This window comes from Lentzea albidocapillata (assembly GCF_000719115.1).
Lineage (GTDB): Bacteria > Actinomycetota > Actinomycetes > Mycobacteriales > Pseudonocardiaceae > Lentzea > Lentzea albidocapillata.
In genome coordinates this window covers 34,525-52,585 of the sequence record NZ_JOEA01000018.1, presented here as the reverse complement: position 1 = coordinate 52,585, position 18,061 = coordinate 34,525, and the positions used below count along the sequence as shown (strand labels likewise).

General features: G+C 70.9%; 12 protein-coding genes and 1 pseudogene. 2 read left to right on the top strand and 11 right to left on the bottom strand.

The annotated features are described in order from the left end of the window. Positions 1–12 precede the first annotated feature (12 nt). From menC to IG04_RS0128585, 11 genes and pseudogenes are all read right to left on the bottom strand, one after another. Positions 13–1,113, bottom strand: coding sequence for an o-succinylbenzoate synthase (gene menC, locus IG04_RS0128635; protein ID WP_030479841.1), 1,101 nt, complete (start codon positions 1,111–1,113; stop codon positions 13–15). After that, positions 1,110–1,910: a hypothetical protein gene (locus tag IG04_RS0128630; RefSeq protein WP_030479840.1), complete on the bottom strand. Its 801-nt coding sequence runs from the start codon at positions 1,908–1,910 to the stop codon at positions 1,110–1,112. Before IG04_RS0128630 ends, menC begins: the two co-directional genes overlap by 4 nt. After that, complete coding sequence (locus tag IG04_RS0128625) at positions 1,907–2,971, bottom strand: M20 family metallopeptidase (RefSeq protein ID WP_030479839.1); 1,065 nt, start codon at positions 2,969–2,971, stop codon at positions 1,907–1,909. Before IG04_RS0128625 ends, IG04_RS0128630 begins: the two co-directional genes overlap by 4 nt. After that, positions 2,971–6,195, bottom strand: a complete 3,225-nt coding sequence (locus IG04_RS0128620; protein WP_245815975.1) for a serine hydrolase — start codon at positions 6,193–6,195, stop codon at positions 2,971–2,973. The genes IG04_RS0128625 and IG04_RS0128620 overlap by 1 nt, the downstream gene beginning before the upstream one ends. Beyond that, a complete protein-coding gene (locus IG04_RS0128615; RefSeq protein WP_030479837.1) occupies positions 6,182–7,222 on the bottom strand; it encodes a dipeptidase in 1,041 nt (346 codons plus the stop codon). Before IG04_RS0128615 ends, IG04_RS0128620 begins: the two co-directional genes overlap by 14 nt. 8 nt (positions 7,223–7,230) lie before the next feature. Continuing rightward, positions 7,231–7,926, bottom strand: a pseudogene (locus IG04_RS0128610) (ABC transporter ATP-binding protein); the annotation flags it as partial. Further along, entirely contained in the window at positions 7,923–9,749 is a 1,827-nt protein-coding gene (locus IG04_RS0128605; RefSeq protein WP_030479835.1) for a dipeptide/oligopeptide/nickel ABC transporter permease/ATP-binding protein, read from the bottom strand. The pseudogene IG04_RS0128610 and the gene IG04_RS0128605, both read right to left, overlap by 4 nt. Before the next feature lie 34 nt (positions 9,750–9,783). Further along, entirely contained in the window at positions 9,784–10,731 is a 948-nt protein-coding gene (locus IG04_RS0128600; RefSeq protein ID WP_030479834.1) for an ABC transporter permease, read from the bottom strand. Continuing rightward, the gene (locus IG04_RS0128595; RefSeq protein ID WP_030479833.1) at positions 10,728–12,296 is read right to left on the bottom strand and encodes an ABC transporter substrate-binding protein; all 1,569 of its coding nucleotides are present in this window, start codon (positions 12,294–12,296) and stop codon (positions 10,728–10,730) included. Before IG04_RS0128595 ends, IG04_RS0128600 begins: the two co-directional genes overlap by 4 nt. Then, positions 12,293–13,144: a serine hydrolase gene (locus tag IG04_RS0128590; RefSeq protein ID WP_030479832.1), complete on the bottom strand. Its 852-nt coding sequence runs from the start codon at positions 13,142–13,144 to the stop codon at positions 12,293–12,295. The genes IG04_RS0128595 and IG04_RS0128590 overlap by 4 nt, the downstream gene beginning before the upstream one ends. Further along, positions 13,141–14,517: a serine hydrolase domain-containing protein gene (locus tag IG04_RS0128585; RefSeq protein ID WP_030479831.1), complete on the bottom strand. Its 1,377-nt coding sequence runs from the start codon at positions 14,515–14,517 to the stop codon at positions 13,141–13,143. Before IG04_RS0128585 ends, IG04_RS0128590 begins: the two co-directional genes overlap by 4 nt. A gap of 234 nt (positions 14,518–14,751) precedes the next feature. Here IG04_RS0128585 and IG04_RS0128580 point away from each other — a divergent pair, with 234 nt between their 5' ends. Continuing rightward, positions 14,752–15,483, top strand: coding sequence for an ABC transporter ATP-binding protein (locus IG04_RS0128580; protein ID WP_030479830.1), 732 nt, complete (start codon positions 14,752–14,754; stop codon positions 15,481–15,483). Positions 15,484–15,562: 79 nt separating this feature from the next. After that, positions 15,563–18,043 carry an ABC transporter permease gene (locus IG04_RS0128575; RefSeq protein WP_030479829.1) on the top strand — a complete coding sequence of 827 codons (2,481 nt, stop codon included), beginning with the start codon at positions 15,563–15,565 and terminating at the stop codon, positions 18,041–18,043. Positions 18,044–18,061 lie beyond the last annotated feature (18 nt).

Sequence of the window (18,061 nt, the reverse complement as noted above, 5' to 3'; positions counted from 1 at the left end):
CTTGCCTACCGTCTACAGAGGAATCCACTCCGTCTTCACCGTGACCGCGTCCAAAGCGTCCGGCAACGGCGTCACACCCAGGCCCGGACCGGTCGGCACGGTCAGGTGACCGTCGTCCAGCACGAACGGCTCGGTGATGTCCATCCGGTAGTAGCGACCGGACGCCGAGGTGTCGCCGGGCAGCGTGCAGCCGGGCAACGCCGCCAGCGCCACGTTCGCGGCCCTGCCGATGCCGGTCTCGAGCATCCCACCGACCCAGACCGCGACGTTGTGCGCCGCGCAGACGTCGTGGATGCGCCGCGCCTCCAGGTAGCCGCCGACCCTGCTGGGCTTGATGTTGACGATCTGGCAGGCGCCGAGCCTGATCGCGTCGGCGGCCGACGACGCCGACGTGATCGACTCGTCGAGGCAGATCGGCGTCCGCACGACCTTGGCGAGCTCGGCGTGGGCGAGCAGCTCCTCCTCGGCCAGCGGCTGCTCGATCAGCAGCAGGTCGAACGGGTCGAGCTTCGCGAGGTGCCGGGCGTCGCCCAGCGTGTACGCGGTGTTCGCGTCGACCTGCAGCAGCACGTCGTCACCGAACCGTTCGCGCACGGCCCGCACGGGTTCGACGTCCCAGCCGGGCTCGATCTTCAGCTTGATCCGCTCGTAGCCCTCGTCGAGGTAACCGCCGACGGCATCGAGCAGCTCCGGGATCGAGTTCATGATCCCGACTGACACCCCGCACGGCACGCGATCGCGGACCGCGCCCAGCTCACGGCCGAACGACACCCCGCGAGCACGTAGTTCGGCGTCGAGCACGGCCATCTCCAGGGCGGCCTTGGCCATCCGGTGGCCGTGGAACTTCGCCAGCCGGGGTGCGACGGAGATGCCGTCGACCGGCCCGGTCAGCGCGGGGACGAAGAACCGCCGCAGCACGTCCGCGCAGCCCTCGACGTACTCCGGCGAGTACACCGGATCGACCAGGGCACCGCACTCGCCCCAGCCCTCACCCTCGTCCGTGACGGCGCGCAGCAGCAGCAACTGCCGCACGGTCTGCGTGCCGAACGAGGTGCGGAACGGCGACTTCAGCGGCATCTCGATCCAGCGGATCTCCACCCCGGTCAGCTTCACGAATTGTTCCTTTCCACTACGTACCAGCCGGACCTGTCGAACCCGGTGACGCGGGCACCGCTCGCGAGCAGGCCGCCGAGCACCTCCCGCACGGCGTGACGCCACTCGGTGGCCGCGGCCGGGTTCGTGACCCGCAGCGCCTCGATGTCCGGAGGTACGGCGACCAGCACGGTGGTGCCCGTGGACGTGCCTCGCACGGGCAGTCCGCCCTCGGAGATCCCCAGGGCGACCGCACCCGTGGCGCTGACGACCCGCGGCTGACCGGCACAGGCGGCGACGACCCCCGGGGCCTCGACCCGCCAGCTGACCAGCAGCCGGTCGCTCTCACCGCCAGCGTTGATGTCGTCGTGCATCAGGCCGTAGAAGTCCGGCAGGTACTCGATCGCGTCCGCGCCGAGCTTGCCCAGGTTGAAGTAGGCGTTGCGGCGCACCAGCGGGTCGAACGTCCAGGTGACCTCGCGCAGCCCCCGTTCCAGCGCCCACGTCCGTTGGTGCAGCTTCAACACGTAGCCGACGTTGCGTCCTCGCGCGTCCGCCGCCACCCCGGCGATGTGGCTGTGCAGGGCGCCCTCGTTCGGCGGCGAGCAGAAACCGATGCACGCGCCGATCAGGTCTTCGCCGTCGAACGCGCCCGCGACGTAGCTGCCCGCCTTGGTCATCGCCCGCAGCAGCTCCGCGGTGACCGGCGGAGTGTTGCCGTTCGACCGCCAGATCGACTCGTACAACCGCTGGGTGGCAACGAGTTCGGTGTGCTCGGTGAGCTGGCGGACGACGACGTTCTGTGCCACCAACATCATGTCAACTCCCTCACGAGGGCCGCGAGCAGCTGCGTGCGCGGAACGAGCTCCGACACCAGCACGTGCTCGTGCTCGGCGTGCGCCCCGCCACCGACGGCACCGAGTCCGTCGAGCGTCGGAACTCCTGCACCCGCGGTGAAGTTGCCGTCGGACGCGCCCCCGACCGCGGCCTGCGTGATCCCCGGGAGGAGCCCGGACGCCAGTTCGAACAACGCGGAGGACGCGGAGAGCTCCATCGGCGGCCGGTTCGGGCCGCCGTCGACCTCGACCTTCGCACCGTCGAGCACCGGACGCAGTGTCTTCATGTCGTCGTCGACCCGGAGCTGCTCGGCGAGGTTCCGCACGCGCACGTCCACCATGAACTTCCCTTGCGCGGGAACGGTGTTCGTCGTCGTGCCGGACGAGAGCACGGTCGGCACCACGGTCGTGCCGGTCACGTCGTCGGCCAGCTGCGTGACCGCCAGGATCTGATGCGCTGCCTCGATCGTGGCGTTCACGCCGCGCTCGGGTTCGAGCCCGGCGTGCGAGGCACGGCCGTGCAGCGTCACCTCGTACATCGACGTGCCCTTGCGCTCTGTCTTCAACGCGCCGCCGTCCGCGGAGCCCTCGCAGACGAGGACGGCCGCGTGCTCCACCGCCTCGGTCTCGATCAGGCCGCGCGACGACGGCGAGCCGATCTCCTCGTCGCCGGTCACGAGAACCGTGACGCCGTCGGGAGAACCCAGCGCCGCGACGGCGTGGAAGATCATCGCGACACCGGTCTTCATGTCGAAGCAGCCGGGCCCGCGCAGCACGCCGTCCTGCACGCTGAACGGAATCCGTTCCAGCGTCCCGATCGGCCACACCGTGTCGTGGTGGCCGAGCAGCAACACCTTGCGCGGCCCCGAACCCAGCCGCCACCGCAGATGGGTGCGGCCGTCGACCACGATCCGTTCCGGTTCCGAGCCGAGCAGTGCGGCACCCACCTCGGCGGTGACCTCCGCGCTGCGGGCCACCGCCGCCAGGTCGGTGGACGGCGACTCGCAGGACACGAGCCGCTCGATGTCGTTCAGGAGGTTCATCAGGACACCTTCGGCGTGGCGCGGACACCCATGTGCACGTACTGCTCCCCGGTGGGCAGCGAGTAGAACACCAGGGAGGACCAGCTCCTGGAGTCCGGCCACAGGTAGAGGAAACGCCCGTCGCCGGCCGGGACGAGATCCACCAGGGGCGGCTTGGGGAACATGTCGGCCATCGGACCGGTGGGCGTCAGGTCCAGCTGCAGCCCGTTCTCTCCCTCGACGATGTCGAGGATCATGGAGGCCCGCTCGTACCTGCCGAGGTAGAGGGCGTTGTCCACGGCAGGCGGTTCGGCGGCCGGCACCCGCGGCATCGGCATGTCGAGGTCCGCCAGCTCGGCGAAGATCTCCTTGTACAGCTCCAGGTACACCTCGCGGGCGGTGTCGCCGTTGGTCAGCAACGTGACCGCGAGGTCGTGCTCGGGAAGGACGCGCAGGAACGCGGACTGCCCGATGGTGTTGCCGTCGTGGCCGATCAGCCGCTGCCCGTCCCAGTCGAACCGGATCCAGCCGATGCCCCACGAGTCGCCCAGTGCCTCCGGGTCGGGCACGTCGGTCTGCTTCTCGGTCATCGCGGCGGCCGACTCCTCCGACAACACCCGCGTGCCGTCCTGCGCCTCGCCGCCGTTCAGGTGCATCGCCGCGAACTTGAGCACGTCCTCGGTGCTGCCGAAGATCGTTCCGGCCGGGCCGACGGAGCGCGGCAGCATCCACACCGGCACGGTTTCGAGCTTCTCGTCCCTGGTGACGTGGCCGACGGCGGCGCGGTGCAGCAGCGCCTCCTCCGGCAGCGTGCCGGTGCGGGTGAGTCCGAGCGGGGCGAAGAGCTTCTCCCGCATCGCGACGTCCCACGTCTTGCCGGTGAGCTTCTCGATCACGCGCCCGGCGAGGACGAAACCGGCGTTGCTGTAGGAGAACGTCGCGCCGAGCGGGTGGTTCTGGGCGGCTTCGGCGAGCAGTTCGGTGTAGCGCTCCAGGCAGTCGTCGCCGCGGCCGGTGTCGGTGAAGTTGTCACCGTCGATGCCGCTGGTGTGCGTGAGGAGGTGCCGCATGGTCACCTTCTGCTCGACCACCGGGTCGGAGAGCTTCAGTTCGGGCAGCACGTCGACGATCGGCGCGTCGAGGTCGAGCAGGCCCTCGTCGACGAGCCGCATCACGACGGTCGTCGTGAACACCTTGCCCATCGAGCCGATTTGGAAGATCGTGTCGTCGGTGACGTCGACCCCGGTCGACAGGTTCAGCACGCCGTGGTGCGCGAGGACCGTCTCGCCCTGGTACAGGATGCCGAGCGCGGCACCGGGCAGGTCATGCTTCTTCGCGAGCGCGGAAAGCCTGCGCTGCCAATGCTTCTGGTCGAGCGGCTTGCGGCCCTCCGCGTGCTCGCGCACCCAGTCGACGACGCGGCGGTTGAAGTCCTCGCGGTGCGACGGCTTGCCGCTGATGATGAACAGGTGCGACTCGTCGGGGTAGAGCACCAGCTCGACCGGCACGCCGTTGCGGCGCAGCGCGGTGAACCACTGCTCGGCCTGGCCCACTGGGCACCGGTCGTCGGCGGCGCCCTGGTAGACCAGGGTGGGCGTGCGGACGTCGGCCACGCGCGTCAGCGGGGAGAGTGCGGCGATGTGCTCGCCCGCGCCGCCCAGTTCCAGCTCGGTCAGGTAGTGGCCACCGTCGGACGTGCCCGCCATGCTGGTCAGATCGCTGACGACACCGCCCGCGACAGCGGCGGCGAACCTGGTGTCGCGGCTGGTCAGGTAGCAGGTCATGTAGCCGCCGTAGCTGTAGCCGGTGACGGCGAGCTTCGCCGGATCGGCGAGCCCCTCGGCCACCAGCTGGTCGATCGGTTCGAGGAAGTCCTTGGCGTCGGACTTGCCCCACGCGCCGAGCGCGGCTTTGTAGAAGGCCTCGCCGTAGCCGTCACTGCCGCGCGGGTTGAGGAGCAGCACCGCCCAGCCCTGCTCCGCCAGCACCTGGTGGTAGAGGTGGACCGGGTCGGCGGTGCCGTTCCACGCGTTGTGCGGGCCGCCGTGGATGTCCAGCAGCAGCGGCGACGGGCCTGTGCGTGCGGGGTCGCGGACCAGCCAGCCGTGCACGACGGTGCCGTCCGAGATCGTGAACTCGCGTTCCTCGCGGACGAACGGCTCGGCCTTGCTGTGTCCGGTGTGGACGGTGACCTGGCCCGTGGTCAGGTCGACGGTGGCGACCTCGCCGTAGGAGGCCGGGGTGCTCAGGACGACGGCCGCGGTGTCTCCGGCGACGGAAAGCCCTGCCACGACACGGGAATCCCCGCCCAGGACCAGGCGCGGCCCGTCGCCGGTTTCCAGGTCCACGGCGTAGAGCTGGGTGCAGCCTCGATCGCGGGCGCAGAACAGCACCGTGTTCCCGTGCTGGGCCGGCAGTCCGCCGGGATAGCCCGCCATGCCGGGCATGACGTTGCGGTCGAGCGACGCGGACAGAGTGCGCACCTCGCCGTCCAGCGTCAGGTGCAGGAGGTCGAGGTGCCCGGCATCCGCGGTCGTGCGGCCGGTCACGAGCAGCCCGGCCTCGGTCCACGTGACCGTCGCGGCCTGCCCTTCGGCGAGTCCGGCGACCTTCGGTTCCGAGGTGCCGTCGACGTCGACGACGTGCACCGGCACGCGGAAGGTCAGGTCGGCGTCCTCGTCGCGGGCGGCCGTGAAGGCGAGCTTCGTGCCGTCCGGTGACCACGCGGGAGCGCTCGCGTGCCAGTCGCCGCTGGTCAGCTGCCGCACCTCGCGGGTCTCCAGGTCGAGGACGTGCAGGTGGGCGCGGACGCTGCGCAGGTAACCGGACCCGTCGGACTTGTGGTCGAGGCGGCTCGTGACGATCGGCGCGGTCGCGTCCGCGATGTCCACGGGCGCCGAGAACGCGAGCTTCGTGCCGTCGGCGCTCCAGACCGGGGCACCGGCGCCGAGCGGCAGCGTCGTGAGCTGCTCCGGCTCGCCGTCCAGCAGCCAGACCTGGGCCGGGCCGTCCTGGGCGCGTAGAAACGCGATCGTGCCGCCGTTCGGCGACCACGCCGGTGCCGAGTCGGCCTTGCCCCTGGTGAGCTGCTTCGCCGTGCCGTTCGAGATCCGCCAGAGCGCGCGTTCGTCGCGGTCGTTCTCGCGGTCGGTCGTGCGCAGGACGTAGACGACCTCGGACCCATCGGGCGAGATGGCGGGCTGTTCCGGCAGCGCGTGGCCGTACAGGTCCTCAATGGTGGTCACGATGCGATCCCCTCAGTTCGGAACGGAACAGGTCGAGCACGTTCAGGCCGAGAACGCGGACGATGTCGTCCTCCGGCCAGCCCCTCTTCTGCAGTGCCTCGGTCACCAGCGGCAGTCCCGCCGGTCCCTCCAACCCTGGCAGGAACCGGTCGGTCGGGACGCCCTCGATCAACTGCGCCTCGCAGCACGGCGGCGTGACGTCCTCGAGGACCTCCTTGACGAAGTCCGGGCCGAGGCCGACGTGGCGCACTCCCATGACGCCCGCGATGTGCTCGATGTGGTCGGCCAGGCGGTCGATCGTGAAGTCGGACTCGTGCAGGAACGGCGCGAAGAAGTTCACGCACACCACGCCGCCGTTGGCCGCGATGCCCCGCAGTTGCTCATCGGTGAGGTTGCGGTGGTGGTCGCGCAACGCCCGTGCCGACGAGTGCGTCGCCATCACCGGACGGGACGAGAGCTCCAGCACGTGGTCGACGCCCGCCATGCTCAGGTGGCTGACGTCGAAGATCATGCCGAGGCGTTCCATCTCGGCGTGCGCGGCGACGCCGGCCCTGGTCAGCCTGCTGCCGGTGGCGTCCTCGCCGCTGCCGTCGGCCAGCGCGGTGCGGCCGAAGTGGGCGAGGGACGCGATCCGCACGCCTAGCCGGTACAGGGTCTCGAGGAGCTCCACGTCCTCGCCGACGCCCGGTGCGCTCTCCAGCGCGAGCACGAGCGCGATCTGGTCGCCGGCCAGCGCCTGGTCGATGTCGGTGCCGTCGAGGCAGAGCCTGGTCTCCGGGCTGGCCTCGGCGATGCGGTGCGCTGCCTCGATCATCCGCAGCGTCTGCCTGAGCGCGCCTTCCGGCCGGAACAGGTCGTCGATGAACACCGGCAGCACCTGCAGGTTCACCCCGCCCTGCCGGAGTTGCGGCAGCCACCGTTCGCGGAAGTGCGGCACCCACCGCTCGACCGGGCGGTGGACGATGGCGTCCAGCAGGTCGTTGTGGGTGTCCGCGACGACACTGCGCCCGTGCAGATCGTCGATCATGAAGCCTCCAGCCTCGTGTGCCTTCTCGGCGCGGCCGCGAGCAGCTCGCGCGTGTACTCGTGCTGTGGATCTTCGAGCACCTGTCCGGCCGGACCCTCCTCCACGATCCTGCCCGCCTTCATCACCGCGATGCGGTCGCTCACGTACCGCACGACGGCGAGGTTGTGCGAGATGAACAGCATGGAGAGACCGAGCTGTCGTTGCAGGTCCCGCACCAGGTTCAGCACGGCGCCCTGCACGGACACATCGAGCGCGGAGGTGATCTCGTCGGCGATGACGACCCTGGGATTACCCGCCAGCGCCCTGGCGAGCGCGACCCGTTGCCGTTGCCCGCCGGAGAGCCTCGCCGGCAGTGCCGTGGCCCTGCCGGGGTCGAGGTTCACCAGTTCGAGCAGCCGTGCGACCTCGGCCTTCTTGTCGGTGCCCCTCGGCATGGCCTCGGCGATCGAGTTGCCGATGCTCATCCGCGGGTCGAGCGACGAGTACGGGTCCTGGAAGACCATCTGGACCTTGCCGTCCGCCCTGATGTGGCCCGAGGTGGGTTTCCGGAGGCCGACCGCGGTGGCGGCGAGCGTCGACTTGCCCGACCCCGACTCGCCGACGAGGCCCATGACCTGCCCCGCCGGCACGGTGAGGCTGACGTCGTCGACGGCCGTGTGGTGGCCGAAGCGGACGGTGACGTTGGTGAAGACGAGTTCGCTCATCGCACACCTGCCAGTTCGGTCTCCGACTTCCAGCACGCGACCCGGTGGTCCTGCCGGAGGGTCGTGAGTTCGGGTTCTTCGGTGCGGCACTGGTCGTCGGCGAGCGGGCACCGCGGCGCGAACGGGCACCCGCGACCGATCTCACCGGGTTCCGGCGGCCGTCCGGGGATGACCGCGAGCGGCGCGTCCCGGTCCGTGTCGAGGTCCGGCACCGCCTTCAGCAACGCCGTCGTGTACGGGTGCTGCGCGGCCGTGAAGAGCTCTTCCGTGGGCAGTTCCTCGACGATCCGGCCCGCGTACATCACGAGCACGCGGTCGCAGGTCTGCGCCACGACGGTGATGTCGTGACTGATGAGCAACACCGCGGCACTGCGGTCCTGCCTGATCGTGGCGAGCAGCTTGAGCACCTCGCGCTGCACGGTGACGTCGAGCGCGGTGGTGGGTTCGTCGGCGATCACCAGCTGCGGTTCGCCCATCAGCCCCATCGCGATCATCGCCCGCTGCCGCATGCCGCCCGAGAACTCGTGCGGGTACTGCTTCGCCCGGCGTTCCGGCTCCGGGATCCGCACGGCGTCGAGCCGGTCGACGGCCTTGCGCGTCGCGGCCCTGCGGCTGAGTCCCTGGTGCACCTCGGATACCTCGGCGATCTGCCGGCCGATGCGTTTGGTCGGGTTGAACGACGTCGTCGGGTCCTGGAACACCATCGCGAGCCGTGTGCCCAGCTCCCGGTCGGGGGTCCGGTCGAGCGGCTTTCCGTTGAACTCCAACGTGTCCGCGGTGACGGTGCCGGGGTGCTCCACGAGCCGCGACACGGCCAGCGCGGTGAGGCTCTTGCCGGAGCCGGACTCCCCGACCACGCCGATCATCTCTCCCTTGTGGACGGTGAACGACACGCCGCGCACCGGCGTGATGCCGCCGGGGAAGGACACGTGCAGGTTCCGCACGGTCAGCAACCCGCCGTCGGCCGGTGCGCTGGTGGTCTTCGGCACCAGGGTCGCGGCGCGGTGCGACCGCTGCCGGTGGCCTGCCGCGGCGGCCTCGCCGAACAGGTTGAACGCGAGCCCCGCGAGCACCACGGCGACCGCCGGCCCCAGCGCGGGAGCGGGGGAGATGTAGATGCGGTTGAGGCCTTCGCCGAGCAGCCGCCCCCAGTCGTAGGAGGGTGCCTGCACGCCGATGCCGAGGAACGACAGCCCGGCGAACGCGGTCAGCGCGGAGCCCGCCGCGAGGGTGGCGTTGATGACGAGCGGCTCGGCGATGTTGGGCAGGACGTGCCGGGTCAGCAGCCGGAACCGGCCCACCCCGCACACCCGCGCGGCCGCGATGAAGTCGCGTCCGCTGACCGAGGCCGTCAGCGTCTGGGTGAGACGAGCGAACGACGGCGTGATCGCGAACGCGATGGCCAGCACCGCGCCGATCGTCCCGGTGCCGAAGATGACGGCGAAGAACAGTGCCAGCAACAGCCCGGGGAACGCGACCGCGATGTTCACCCCGGCGGTGACGATCCGCGCCGCCCACCTCGGGAGCACCGAGGGCACGGAACCGAGGACCAGGCCCGTGACGACGCCGATCACCGTCGCCAGCAGCGCGAGACCGATCGTGAGCCGGGTGGCCACGAGGACGCGGAAGAAGATGTCGCGGCCGAGCTGGTCGGTGCCCAGCAGGTGGTCCGCGGACGGGCCCTGCTGGAGGGCGTCGGTGTCGATGGCGGCGGCGCGGTCGCCCCAGAGGAGCGGGGCGAAGATCGCCAGGGCGAGCAGGACGGTGAGCAGGACCGCGGAGGCGGCGCCGACGGGGGAACGGAGGACGGTCAGGCGACGCATGCCGCCTCCCCGGACGTTGGTGGTGCGGGGCGCATCACGCCTCCCTGATCGTCGAACGCGGATCGAGCAGTGCCAGCACCACGTCCACCACCAGGTTCACCAGCAGCACCCCGGCCCCGTACACCAGCACGATGCCCTGCACGGCCGGGTAGTCCTTCTGCTGGATCGAGCCGACGATGGTCGACCCCAGACCTGGCCACGCGAACACGTTCTCCACCAGCACGGTTCCCGCGACGAGGGCGGCGAGCATCATGCCGCCCAGGGTCAGGGTCGCGGTGACGGCGTTGGGCAGCGCGTGCCGCACGTACACCAGCCGTGCCGGCAGGCGCTTGGCCCGTGCGGTTCGCACGTAGTCGTTGCCCAGCACGGAAAGCAGCTCGACCCGCACGATCCGGGCGAGCACCGCGGCCGGGCCGATCGCTAGGGCCAGTACCGGCAGCACCCACGAGCCGGCGGCATCGTTGCCCGCCACGGGGAACAGGCCGAGCTGCACGGCGAAGAGGGCCACGAGCCCCACGGCGAGCAGGAACTCCGGGATCGCGGCCAGCACCACGCTCGTCGACGTGAACGCCAGCTCGCCGCCGCGCCGGCGGCCGCCCTTCGTCAGGACGGCCATCACGACGCCCACCGGCACCGCCACGGCGACGACCACCAGAAAGGCGAGCACCGCCAGCTGCACGGTGGCGGGCAGGCGGTCGCCGATCAGCGACGCGACCGGGGTGCCGCTGATCAGCGATGTGCCGAACTCGCCGCGGAACAGGCCGGTGAGGTAGTGCCAGTACTGCACGGGCAACGGGTCGTCGAGGCCCAGGGCGGCGCGCCGGGCGGCGACGAGGTCCGGTGGTGCGGCCAGGCCCAGGGACTCGCGGACCGGGTCGCCGGGAATCAGGTGGATCATCAGGAAGGCCGCGGTCACCAGCACCCACAGGGAGGTCAGGAACCGGAGTGCCCGCCGCCGGGCGAACGGGGCCCACCCGGTCATGAGGCCAGCATCCGGATCGACGTCGGGTCGAGGCTGTCGCTGATCGTGAACCGCGCGCCCTTGACGAAGGTCGGTACGACGGCGTCGAAGTACGGCACCAGGCTGGTGTCGCGCACCAGCGCGGCCTCGGCCTTGTTCCAGTGCTCGCAGCCGTCCGCGCCGGTCAGTGAGGAGGCCTGCTTGGACGCCGCGGCGAACTCGGAGTTGGTGATGTGGGCGAAGTTCACGCCCTGCGGCGGCACCGGGCCGGACGCGAACGGAACGAGCTGGCTCGGCAGCGACAACGTCACCGGCGCCATCGACACGTCCCACGCGCCGGTGCCGAACAGCGTCTGGTTGATGCCGGCGCCGTCGACGGGCGCGATCTCCACCCGCACACCGATGCCCTGCCACGCCTGCTGGATCAGCTCGGCGGCCGAGGTCAGCGCCGGGCCGAGGACGGTCGGCTGGAGCAGCTTGACCGACAACGGTGTGCCGTCCTTCGACCGCACGCCGTCCGATCCGGCACGCCACCCCGCCGAGTCCAGCGCGGCGGTGGCCGCCGCCTTGTCGAACGCGGGCAGGTGGGACGTGACGTTGTCGCCGGTGCAGGGACGGGGTTCCACGGTCACCAGGCTCTTGGACGGCCTGCCCTTGCCGTTGGTCAGCACCTTGCCGACCTGGGCGAGGTCGAGCCCCTGGACCAGCGCGCGCCGGACGGCGGGATCCTGGCCGGGATGGCCTGCCGCCTGGTTGAACCACAGCGTGCCCAGCGGGGTCGCGATGTCGACGTGGTCGAGTTTCTGGCCGAACAGGCGTTCCTGGTCCGGGCCGGCCACGGTCGCGGCGGTGAGCTGACCGGACAGCAACAGGTTCACGGCGGTCGTCTCGTTCGCGATCACCCGGACGACGACCTTGTCCGGCAGGCCCTGCTGGTCCTTCTCCCAGTCGCCGGGACCCCACGCGAAGTCCTTGCGCCGCACCAGGGTGTAGTGGTCGTTGGGCACGATCTCGGAGATCGTGAACATGCCGGTGCCCTGCTCGCCCTTGGCGAGCAACGATCGGTCGCTCAGGCCCTTGGCGCACGCGATCGGCAGCGTGCCGACGTTGTTCAGCAGGAACGCGTCGGGCGCGCCGCTCGTCACCGTGACGGTGCGGGTCGCCTCGTCCGCGGTGGCCGACGTGCCGGGGGCGACCTGGATTCCGGCCAGCGGTGACTTGTTCTTCGGGTCGCCGACGAACGTGATGTTCGCGGCGACGTCCGCGGCGGTCAGCGGTGCACCGTCGGCGCACGTGATGCCTTGGCGCAGCGTGAATGTCACCGTCGTGACCGTCGCGTCCCACTTCTCGGCGAGACCGGCGACGATCTCGCCGCTGGACGTGCGTTCGATCAGCCTGCCGTAGAGGAACCGGCCGACCGAGCGGGCGACCGACAGGACCGTCAGCGCGGGATCGAGCGAACCCGGATCCGTACCGATGGACATCGTGAACGTCCTGCCCTCGGCCAGGTTCTGGCTGCCGGACGTCGCCGGCGTACCGCATCCGGCCAGGACAACGACCGCGAGTAAAGCTACCGCGCGCTTCATGAGGTCCTCCGGAGTTGGTCGACGGCGAGGCGTCCGGCGCGGCCGATCACCGCGTCGGCGGCGGGGTTGCGCAGGTCGAGCGACTGCGAGCGGGTGAACACCGCGACGGCGTAGCTGCGGCCGTCCGGGTAGGTGACGACGCCGGCCTCGTTGCGGACGCTCGGCAGCGTGCCGGTCTTGGCGGCGACCAGGACGTCGGCGGGGAAGCCCGACGAGAGCCGGTGCGGCCAGATCTGCTGGGCCATGATCGCCCGGACCCGCTCGCACGCCTCGGGTGCGGCGGCGCGGTCGGTCCAGATCGCGTCGAGCAACGTCGTGATCTCCCTCGGCGTCGAGGAGGTGGTGCGCTCGGGATCCACAATGGACAGCTTGGGGACCAGGGCGGGATCCGTCAGCGCTTCCTCGACGTCGTCGGTGCCGAGGTCCGCGACCACCGAGGCGAAGAGGTCCTCGCAGCACCCCAGGATCCGCGTCCGCGGCAGCCCGGCCACCACCGCGTCGACGGCGGCCTGCCCGACGCGGTGGAAGATGACGTCCGTCGCGGCGTTGTCGCTCATGGTCATCATGAACAACGCCAGGTCGCGCCAGCTCATCTCGACGTCGTCGCGGCACCCGGCCGTGCCGATCCCGCCGATGCGGTAGCGGGGCGTGACGCGCGTCCGCGCCGTCTCGTCGAGCCGTCCCGCCGCCACCTCGGCCGCGTAGGCCACGGCGACCGGGATCTTGAACACCGACGCCAGCACCACCTGCTCGTCCGCGCCGTGCCCGGCCTCCGGGCCGTCGACTCCGATCTCACGGGCGTGGACGAACCCTTCCACGCCCGCCTCGGCGAAGGCCTCCGCGATCACCGGACGACCCGGCGGTCCGCGCGGCCGGTGTGCAGGAACAGCGCCCGCCCGTTGCCGTCGTCGCCGACGAACGCGTGCGGCATGTGGATGCCCATGACGGGCTTGGCGGCGACGAGAGTGTCGTCGCGCCACGGCACCAGTTCGGTCTTGCCGGCGGACTCCGGGCTCAGCTCGGCCATGATCCCCTTCGGGATGACCTCCATCCAGATCCGGCCGTCCTCGTCCTGGGTGACCACGCGCTCGCCGACGGCCGACACGTACACGCCGGTGAACCGCTCGCCGTCGACCCGCGGCGGCTCTGCGGCGGGCTCGGGCATCGCGGGCAGCTCGACGCCGGTGAGCTCGCGCAGCACGTGCCGGAAGATCGCCTGGTACAGGTCGATCGTCTTGCCGCCGTTGGTCAGCAGCGCGACGGCGACGCCGTGCTCGGGAACGAGGCGCAGGAAGGCGTTCTGCCCGATCGTGCCGCCGTCGTGCCCGATGACCGTCGCCTGTGGATAGTGGAACAGCTCCCAGCCGAGCCCCCAGGCGTCCCCCATCAACGCCAGGTCGGGCACCTGCACCTGGACCTGCTGCATGGCCGCGACGCTGTCCGATGACAGCACGCCGGCGCCGTCGTTCATGTGCATCCGCGCGAACTTCAGCAGGTCGCGAGGGCTCATCGAGAGCACCGAGCCGGCCGGAGCGTTCGACCGCACCAAAGCCCAGACCGGTGCCGTCTGCGGCCCGGCGGCCTCGTCGTGGGTGAGGTGCCCGGCGGCGGCCCGGTGCAGGATCGCCTCGTAGACGTCCGCGGCGGCGTGGGTCAGGCCGAGCGGGGCGAACAGGTGCTCGCGCAGGCAGTCGTCGTAGGACTTGCCGCGCACGACCTCGACGATCCGGCCGAGCACGCAGTAGCCCGCGTTGTTGTAGCTGAACATCTCGCCGGGCGCGAAGAGCTGGGGCGTGTCGTGCAACGTCGCGACGTACTTCTCCACGCAGTCGTCGCCGCGGCCGGTGTCGGTGAAGAGGTCACCTTCGAAGCCCGACGTGTGGTTCATCAACTGCCGCACTGTGATCCGCGCGGCGGCGTCCTCGTCGGCGATCCTGAAGTCGGCCAGGTAGTCCCGCACGGGCGCGTCGAGGTCCAGCAGGTCCTCGTCGACCAGTTGCATCGCGAGCGTCGTCGTCCAGACCTTGGTGATCGACCCGATCTGGAACAGCGAGTCGGTCGTCGTCTCGACGCCGGTGTTCTTGTTGAGCACCCCCGCCGCCGCCTCGGCCACCTCGTCGCCGACGGTGACGGCGACCGCGGCCCCGGGCACCCCGTGCTCGGCCAGCAGTCGCGGCAGGTTCTCCTGCAGCCAGTCGTTGATCTCGTTGAGCTTGGACATCCGCGCCCCATCCAGGTCGACGTGACTCCGGTCACCGGCAACGCTAGGTTCGGCGCCCGCACGGACACCTCGTCGCCGCCGACGAATCTGACCTTCCCTATCTGTCCGCGCCGACGAACCCACCCGGTGGTAGAGCCTGCTCCACCCCGGTCCCGGCAGCCTGCGTGATCGCTCCGCACCGCCTCACAGATCTACGTTCTTGCTCAGAAGTCGTTGCGAGCCAAGGAGAACGTGATGAGTGCAGACGCGCTGTCGCTGCAGGCGGTGCGGAAGGTGTACGGCTCCGGGGGTGGTGCCGTCACCGCGCTGGACGAGGTCACCGTCGGTATCCGGCGGGGCACGTTCACCGCCGTGATGGGACCGTCCGGCTCGGGCAAGAGCACCTTCCTGCACTGCGCGTCGGGCATGGACCGGCCGACGTCCGGGCGCGTGCTGCTCGGTGACACCGACCTCGGCGGCCTGAAGGAGGCCGCGCTGACGCGGGTGCGGCGCGACCGGATCGGATTCGTCTTCCAGGCCTACAACCTGCTGCCGTCGCTGACCGTCGAGCAGAACGTCACCCTGCCGCTGCGCCTCGCCGGACGCGCGGCGGACCGGGGCTGGCTGCACGAGATCGTCGGCAGGGTCGGTCTCGACGGACGGCTAGACCGGCTTCCCGCCGAACTGTCCGGAGGTCAGCAGCAACGCGTCGCGATCGCCCGTGCGCTGGTGGCCCGGCCCGAGGTGGTGCTGGCCGACGAACCGACCGGCGCGCTGGACTCCAGGACCGCGCACCAGGTGCTGACGCTGCTGCGGTCCATTGTGGACGACATGGGGCAGACGGTCCTGATGGTCACGCACGACCCGGTCGCCGCTTCGGCCGCGCACAGCGTGCTGTTCCTGGCGGACGGACGGCTCGCGGGCGAACTGGTCGCGCCGACTCCGGAGAAGGTCGCCGAGCGCATGACGCACCTGGGGGAGTGGTGAGTGTGGGACAGGTCCTGACCGCCGAGTTGCCGGCCTTCGCGCTGGTGATCGCAGGGAAGTCCGTGGGGAGTGATCGGCGGTGCTGAGCCTTGCCTGGCAGACCGTGAAGGCCCGCACCAGCGGGTTCATCGGCGCGTTCGTCGCCATCCTGTGCGGCACCGCGCTCGTCGCGGCCTGCGGGATCCTGATGGAGTCGGGCCTGCGCGGCGGCGTGCCGACCCAGCGCTACGCGGCCGCCGATGCGGTTGTCACCGGTGACCGGATCGTGCGGCCGCCCGGCGCCGGCGTCACGGCGTTCGAACACGCCGCCGAGCAGCCCTCCCTGCCCGCGGCGCTGGTCGCCAGGATCGCCGCGGTGCCGGGCGCGCGGGCCGTCCCCGAGCAGACGTTCCCCGCCGTGGTGGTCGGGCCGGACGGGCAGCCGCTCGCGAGCAAGTCCTCGTACGGTCACAACTGGGACTCCGCCGTGCTGGCGCCGTTCACGCTGAAGGTGGGGAACGCGCCGAAGCCGGGCGAGGTGGTCCTGGACTCGGGGCTGGCGGCCGAGGCGGGCGTGGATGTGGGTGGCGAGGTCAGGATCATGACCCGTTCCGTCCCCGGGACCTACCGCGTGGCCGGAGTCGCCGAGGCGGCCGGAGAGGCGCGCCAGGCTTCGGTGTTCTTCAGCGAGACCGAGGCGGCCGCGCTCTTCGGACGCTCCGGCCAGCTGAGCGCCATCGGCGTGCTGGGCGCCGACGCCCGGCAGGTCGAGAACGTCCTCACGAACGACCACGTCACGGTGTCGTCCGGCGCCGACCGCAGCGCCGCCGAGTTCGACGACGTCAGCCAGACCAAGTCGATCCTCGCGATCCTGGCCGGCTCGTTCGGCGGGTACGCGGTCCTGGTCGCGATCTTCGTCGTGGCCAGCACCCTCGCCCTGACCGTCGAGCAACGCCGCCGCGAGTTCGCCCTGCTGCGGGCCGTGGGCGCGACGCCGCGGCAGATCCGCAAGCTCATCGGCGTCGAGACGACGGTCGTCTCGGTCATCGCCGGCGTGATCGGCAGCCTGCTCGGCATCGGGGTCAGCCAGGGACTGCGGGCCGCGTTCGTGTGGATCGGCGTGGTGCCGGCCGACTTCGACCTCTCGATCAGCCCGATTCCGCTGGTGGCGGCCCTGCTGATCGGGGTGGGCGCGGCGCGGCTCGCGGCCTGGAGCGCGTCGCGCAGGCCGTCGTCGATCAACCCGGTCGAGGCGCTGGGGGAGGCCGCCGTGCAGAAGCGGGACGTCGGCAAGGTCCGGCTGGCCATCGGATGGGTCCTGACCGCGATGGGACTCGGCGCGACCGTGGTGCCGTTGTTCGTCGGCGGGCAGATCGGCGCGGCGCTCGCGGTGTCGGCGGCACTCGTGCTGATCATCGGGCTGGCGCTCACCGGGCCGAGGGTGATCGGGGCGGCGGTCCGGGTGATCGCGCCGGTGCTGGCCAGGTCGTCCGGCGTGAGCGGGTACCTGGCTTCGGCGAACGCGCTGAAGAACTCGCGGAGGCTCGCGGCCGCGGTGACGCCGCTGATGCTCGCCATCGGGTTCGCGGTGGTGAACTTCTACAGCCAGACGACGTTCACGGCCGCCGTGCAGCAGCAGACCGAGCGGTCGATCACCGCCGATCACGTGATCACCGGTGTCACCGGCGTGCCCGCCGAGATCGTCCGGCAGATTCCGGGCGGGACGGCCACGTCGCTGGTGCGCACGCAGGTGATCACCGCGAGCAGGACCGGTGACAGCGTCGAGGTGCAGAGCCGTCCGGCCAACGGCCTCGACTCCACCGCGAGCGGCATGGTCGACCTCGGTGTCGTGTCCGGCAGCATCGACGACCTCCGGACGGGCACGGTCGCGTTGAGCGACGCGCACGCCTCCTGGGAGGACAAGGGTGTCGGCGACACGGTGGAGTTCTGGTTCGCGGACGGTCAGCAGGCGAAGCTGAGGGTCGTCGCGACCTACGAGCACGACCTCGCGTTCGGCGACTACGTGCTGTCCGCCGCCGACGCCCGTGCCCACACCACGGCCGGCATGGACAGCGCCGTGCTGGTGAAGGGCGCGGATCTCACCGCTCTCAACGATCTGACCAGCCGCTATGCGGGGCTGCAGGTGACCGAACGGGTGGCGGCGCAGGACCGCAGCGCCGAGCGGACCCAGTTCCTGCTCAACCTGGTCGCGGTCGGTGTGATCCTCGGCTACGTCGCGATCTCCGTGTCGAACACGCTGGTGATGTCCACGGCCGCCCGCCGCCGCGAGTTCGCCCTGCTGCGGCTGGTCGGCACCGGACGGCGCCAGATCGTCCGGATGATGCGGACCGAAGCGTTGCTGACCGTGGGGCTGGCCGCGGTGCTGGGGTCACTGGTGGCGGCGGTGCCGCTGGCGATGCTCGCGCTCGGCCTCACCGGGAGCCCGCTGCCCGCCGGGTCGATCCTGGTCTACCTGGGCGCGCTCGCCGGTGCCGCGTTGCTCGGCCTGGCGTCGGTCGCGGTGTCCACCCGGTTGTCGTTGCGCGCCAAGCCCATCGACACGATCGGCACGCGGGAGTGAACGCGAGAAAAGGCCACC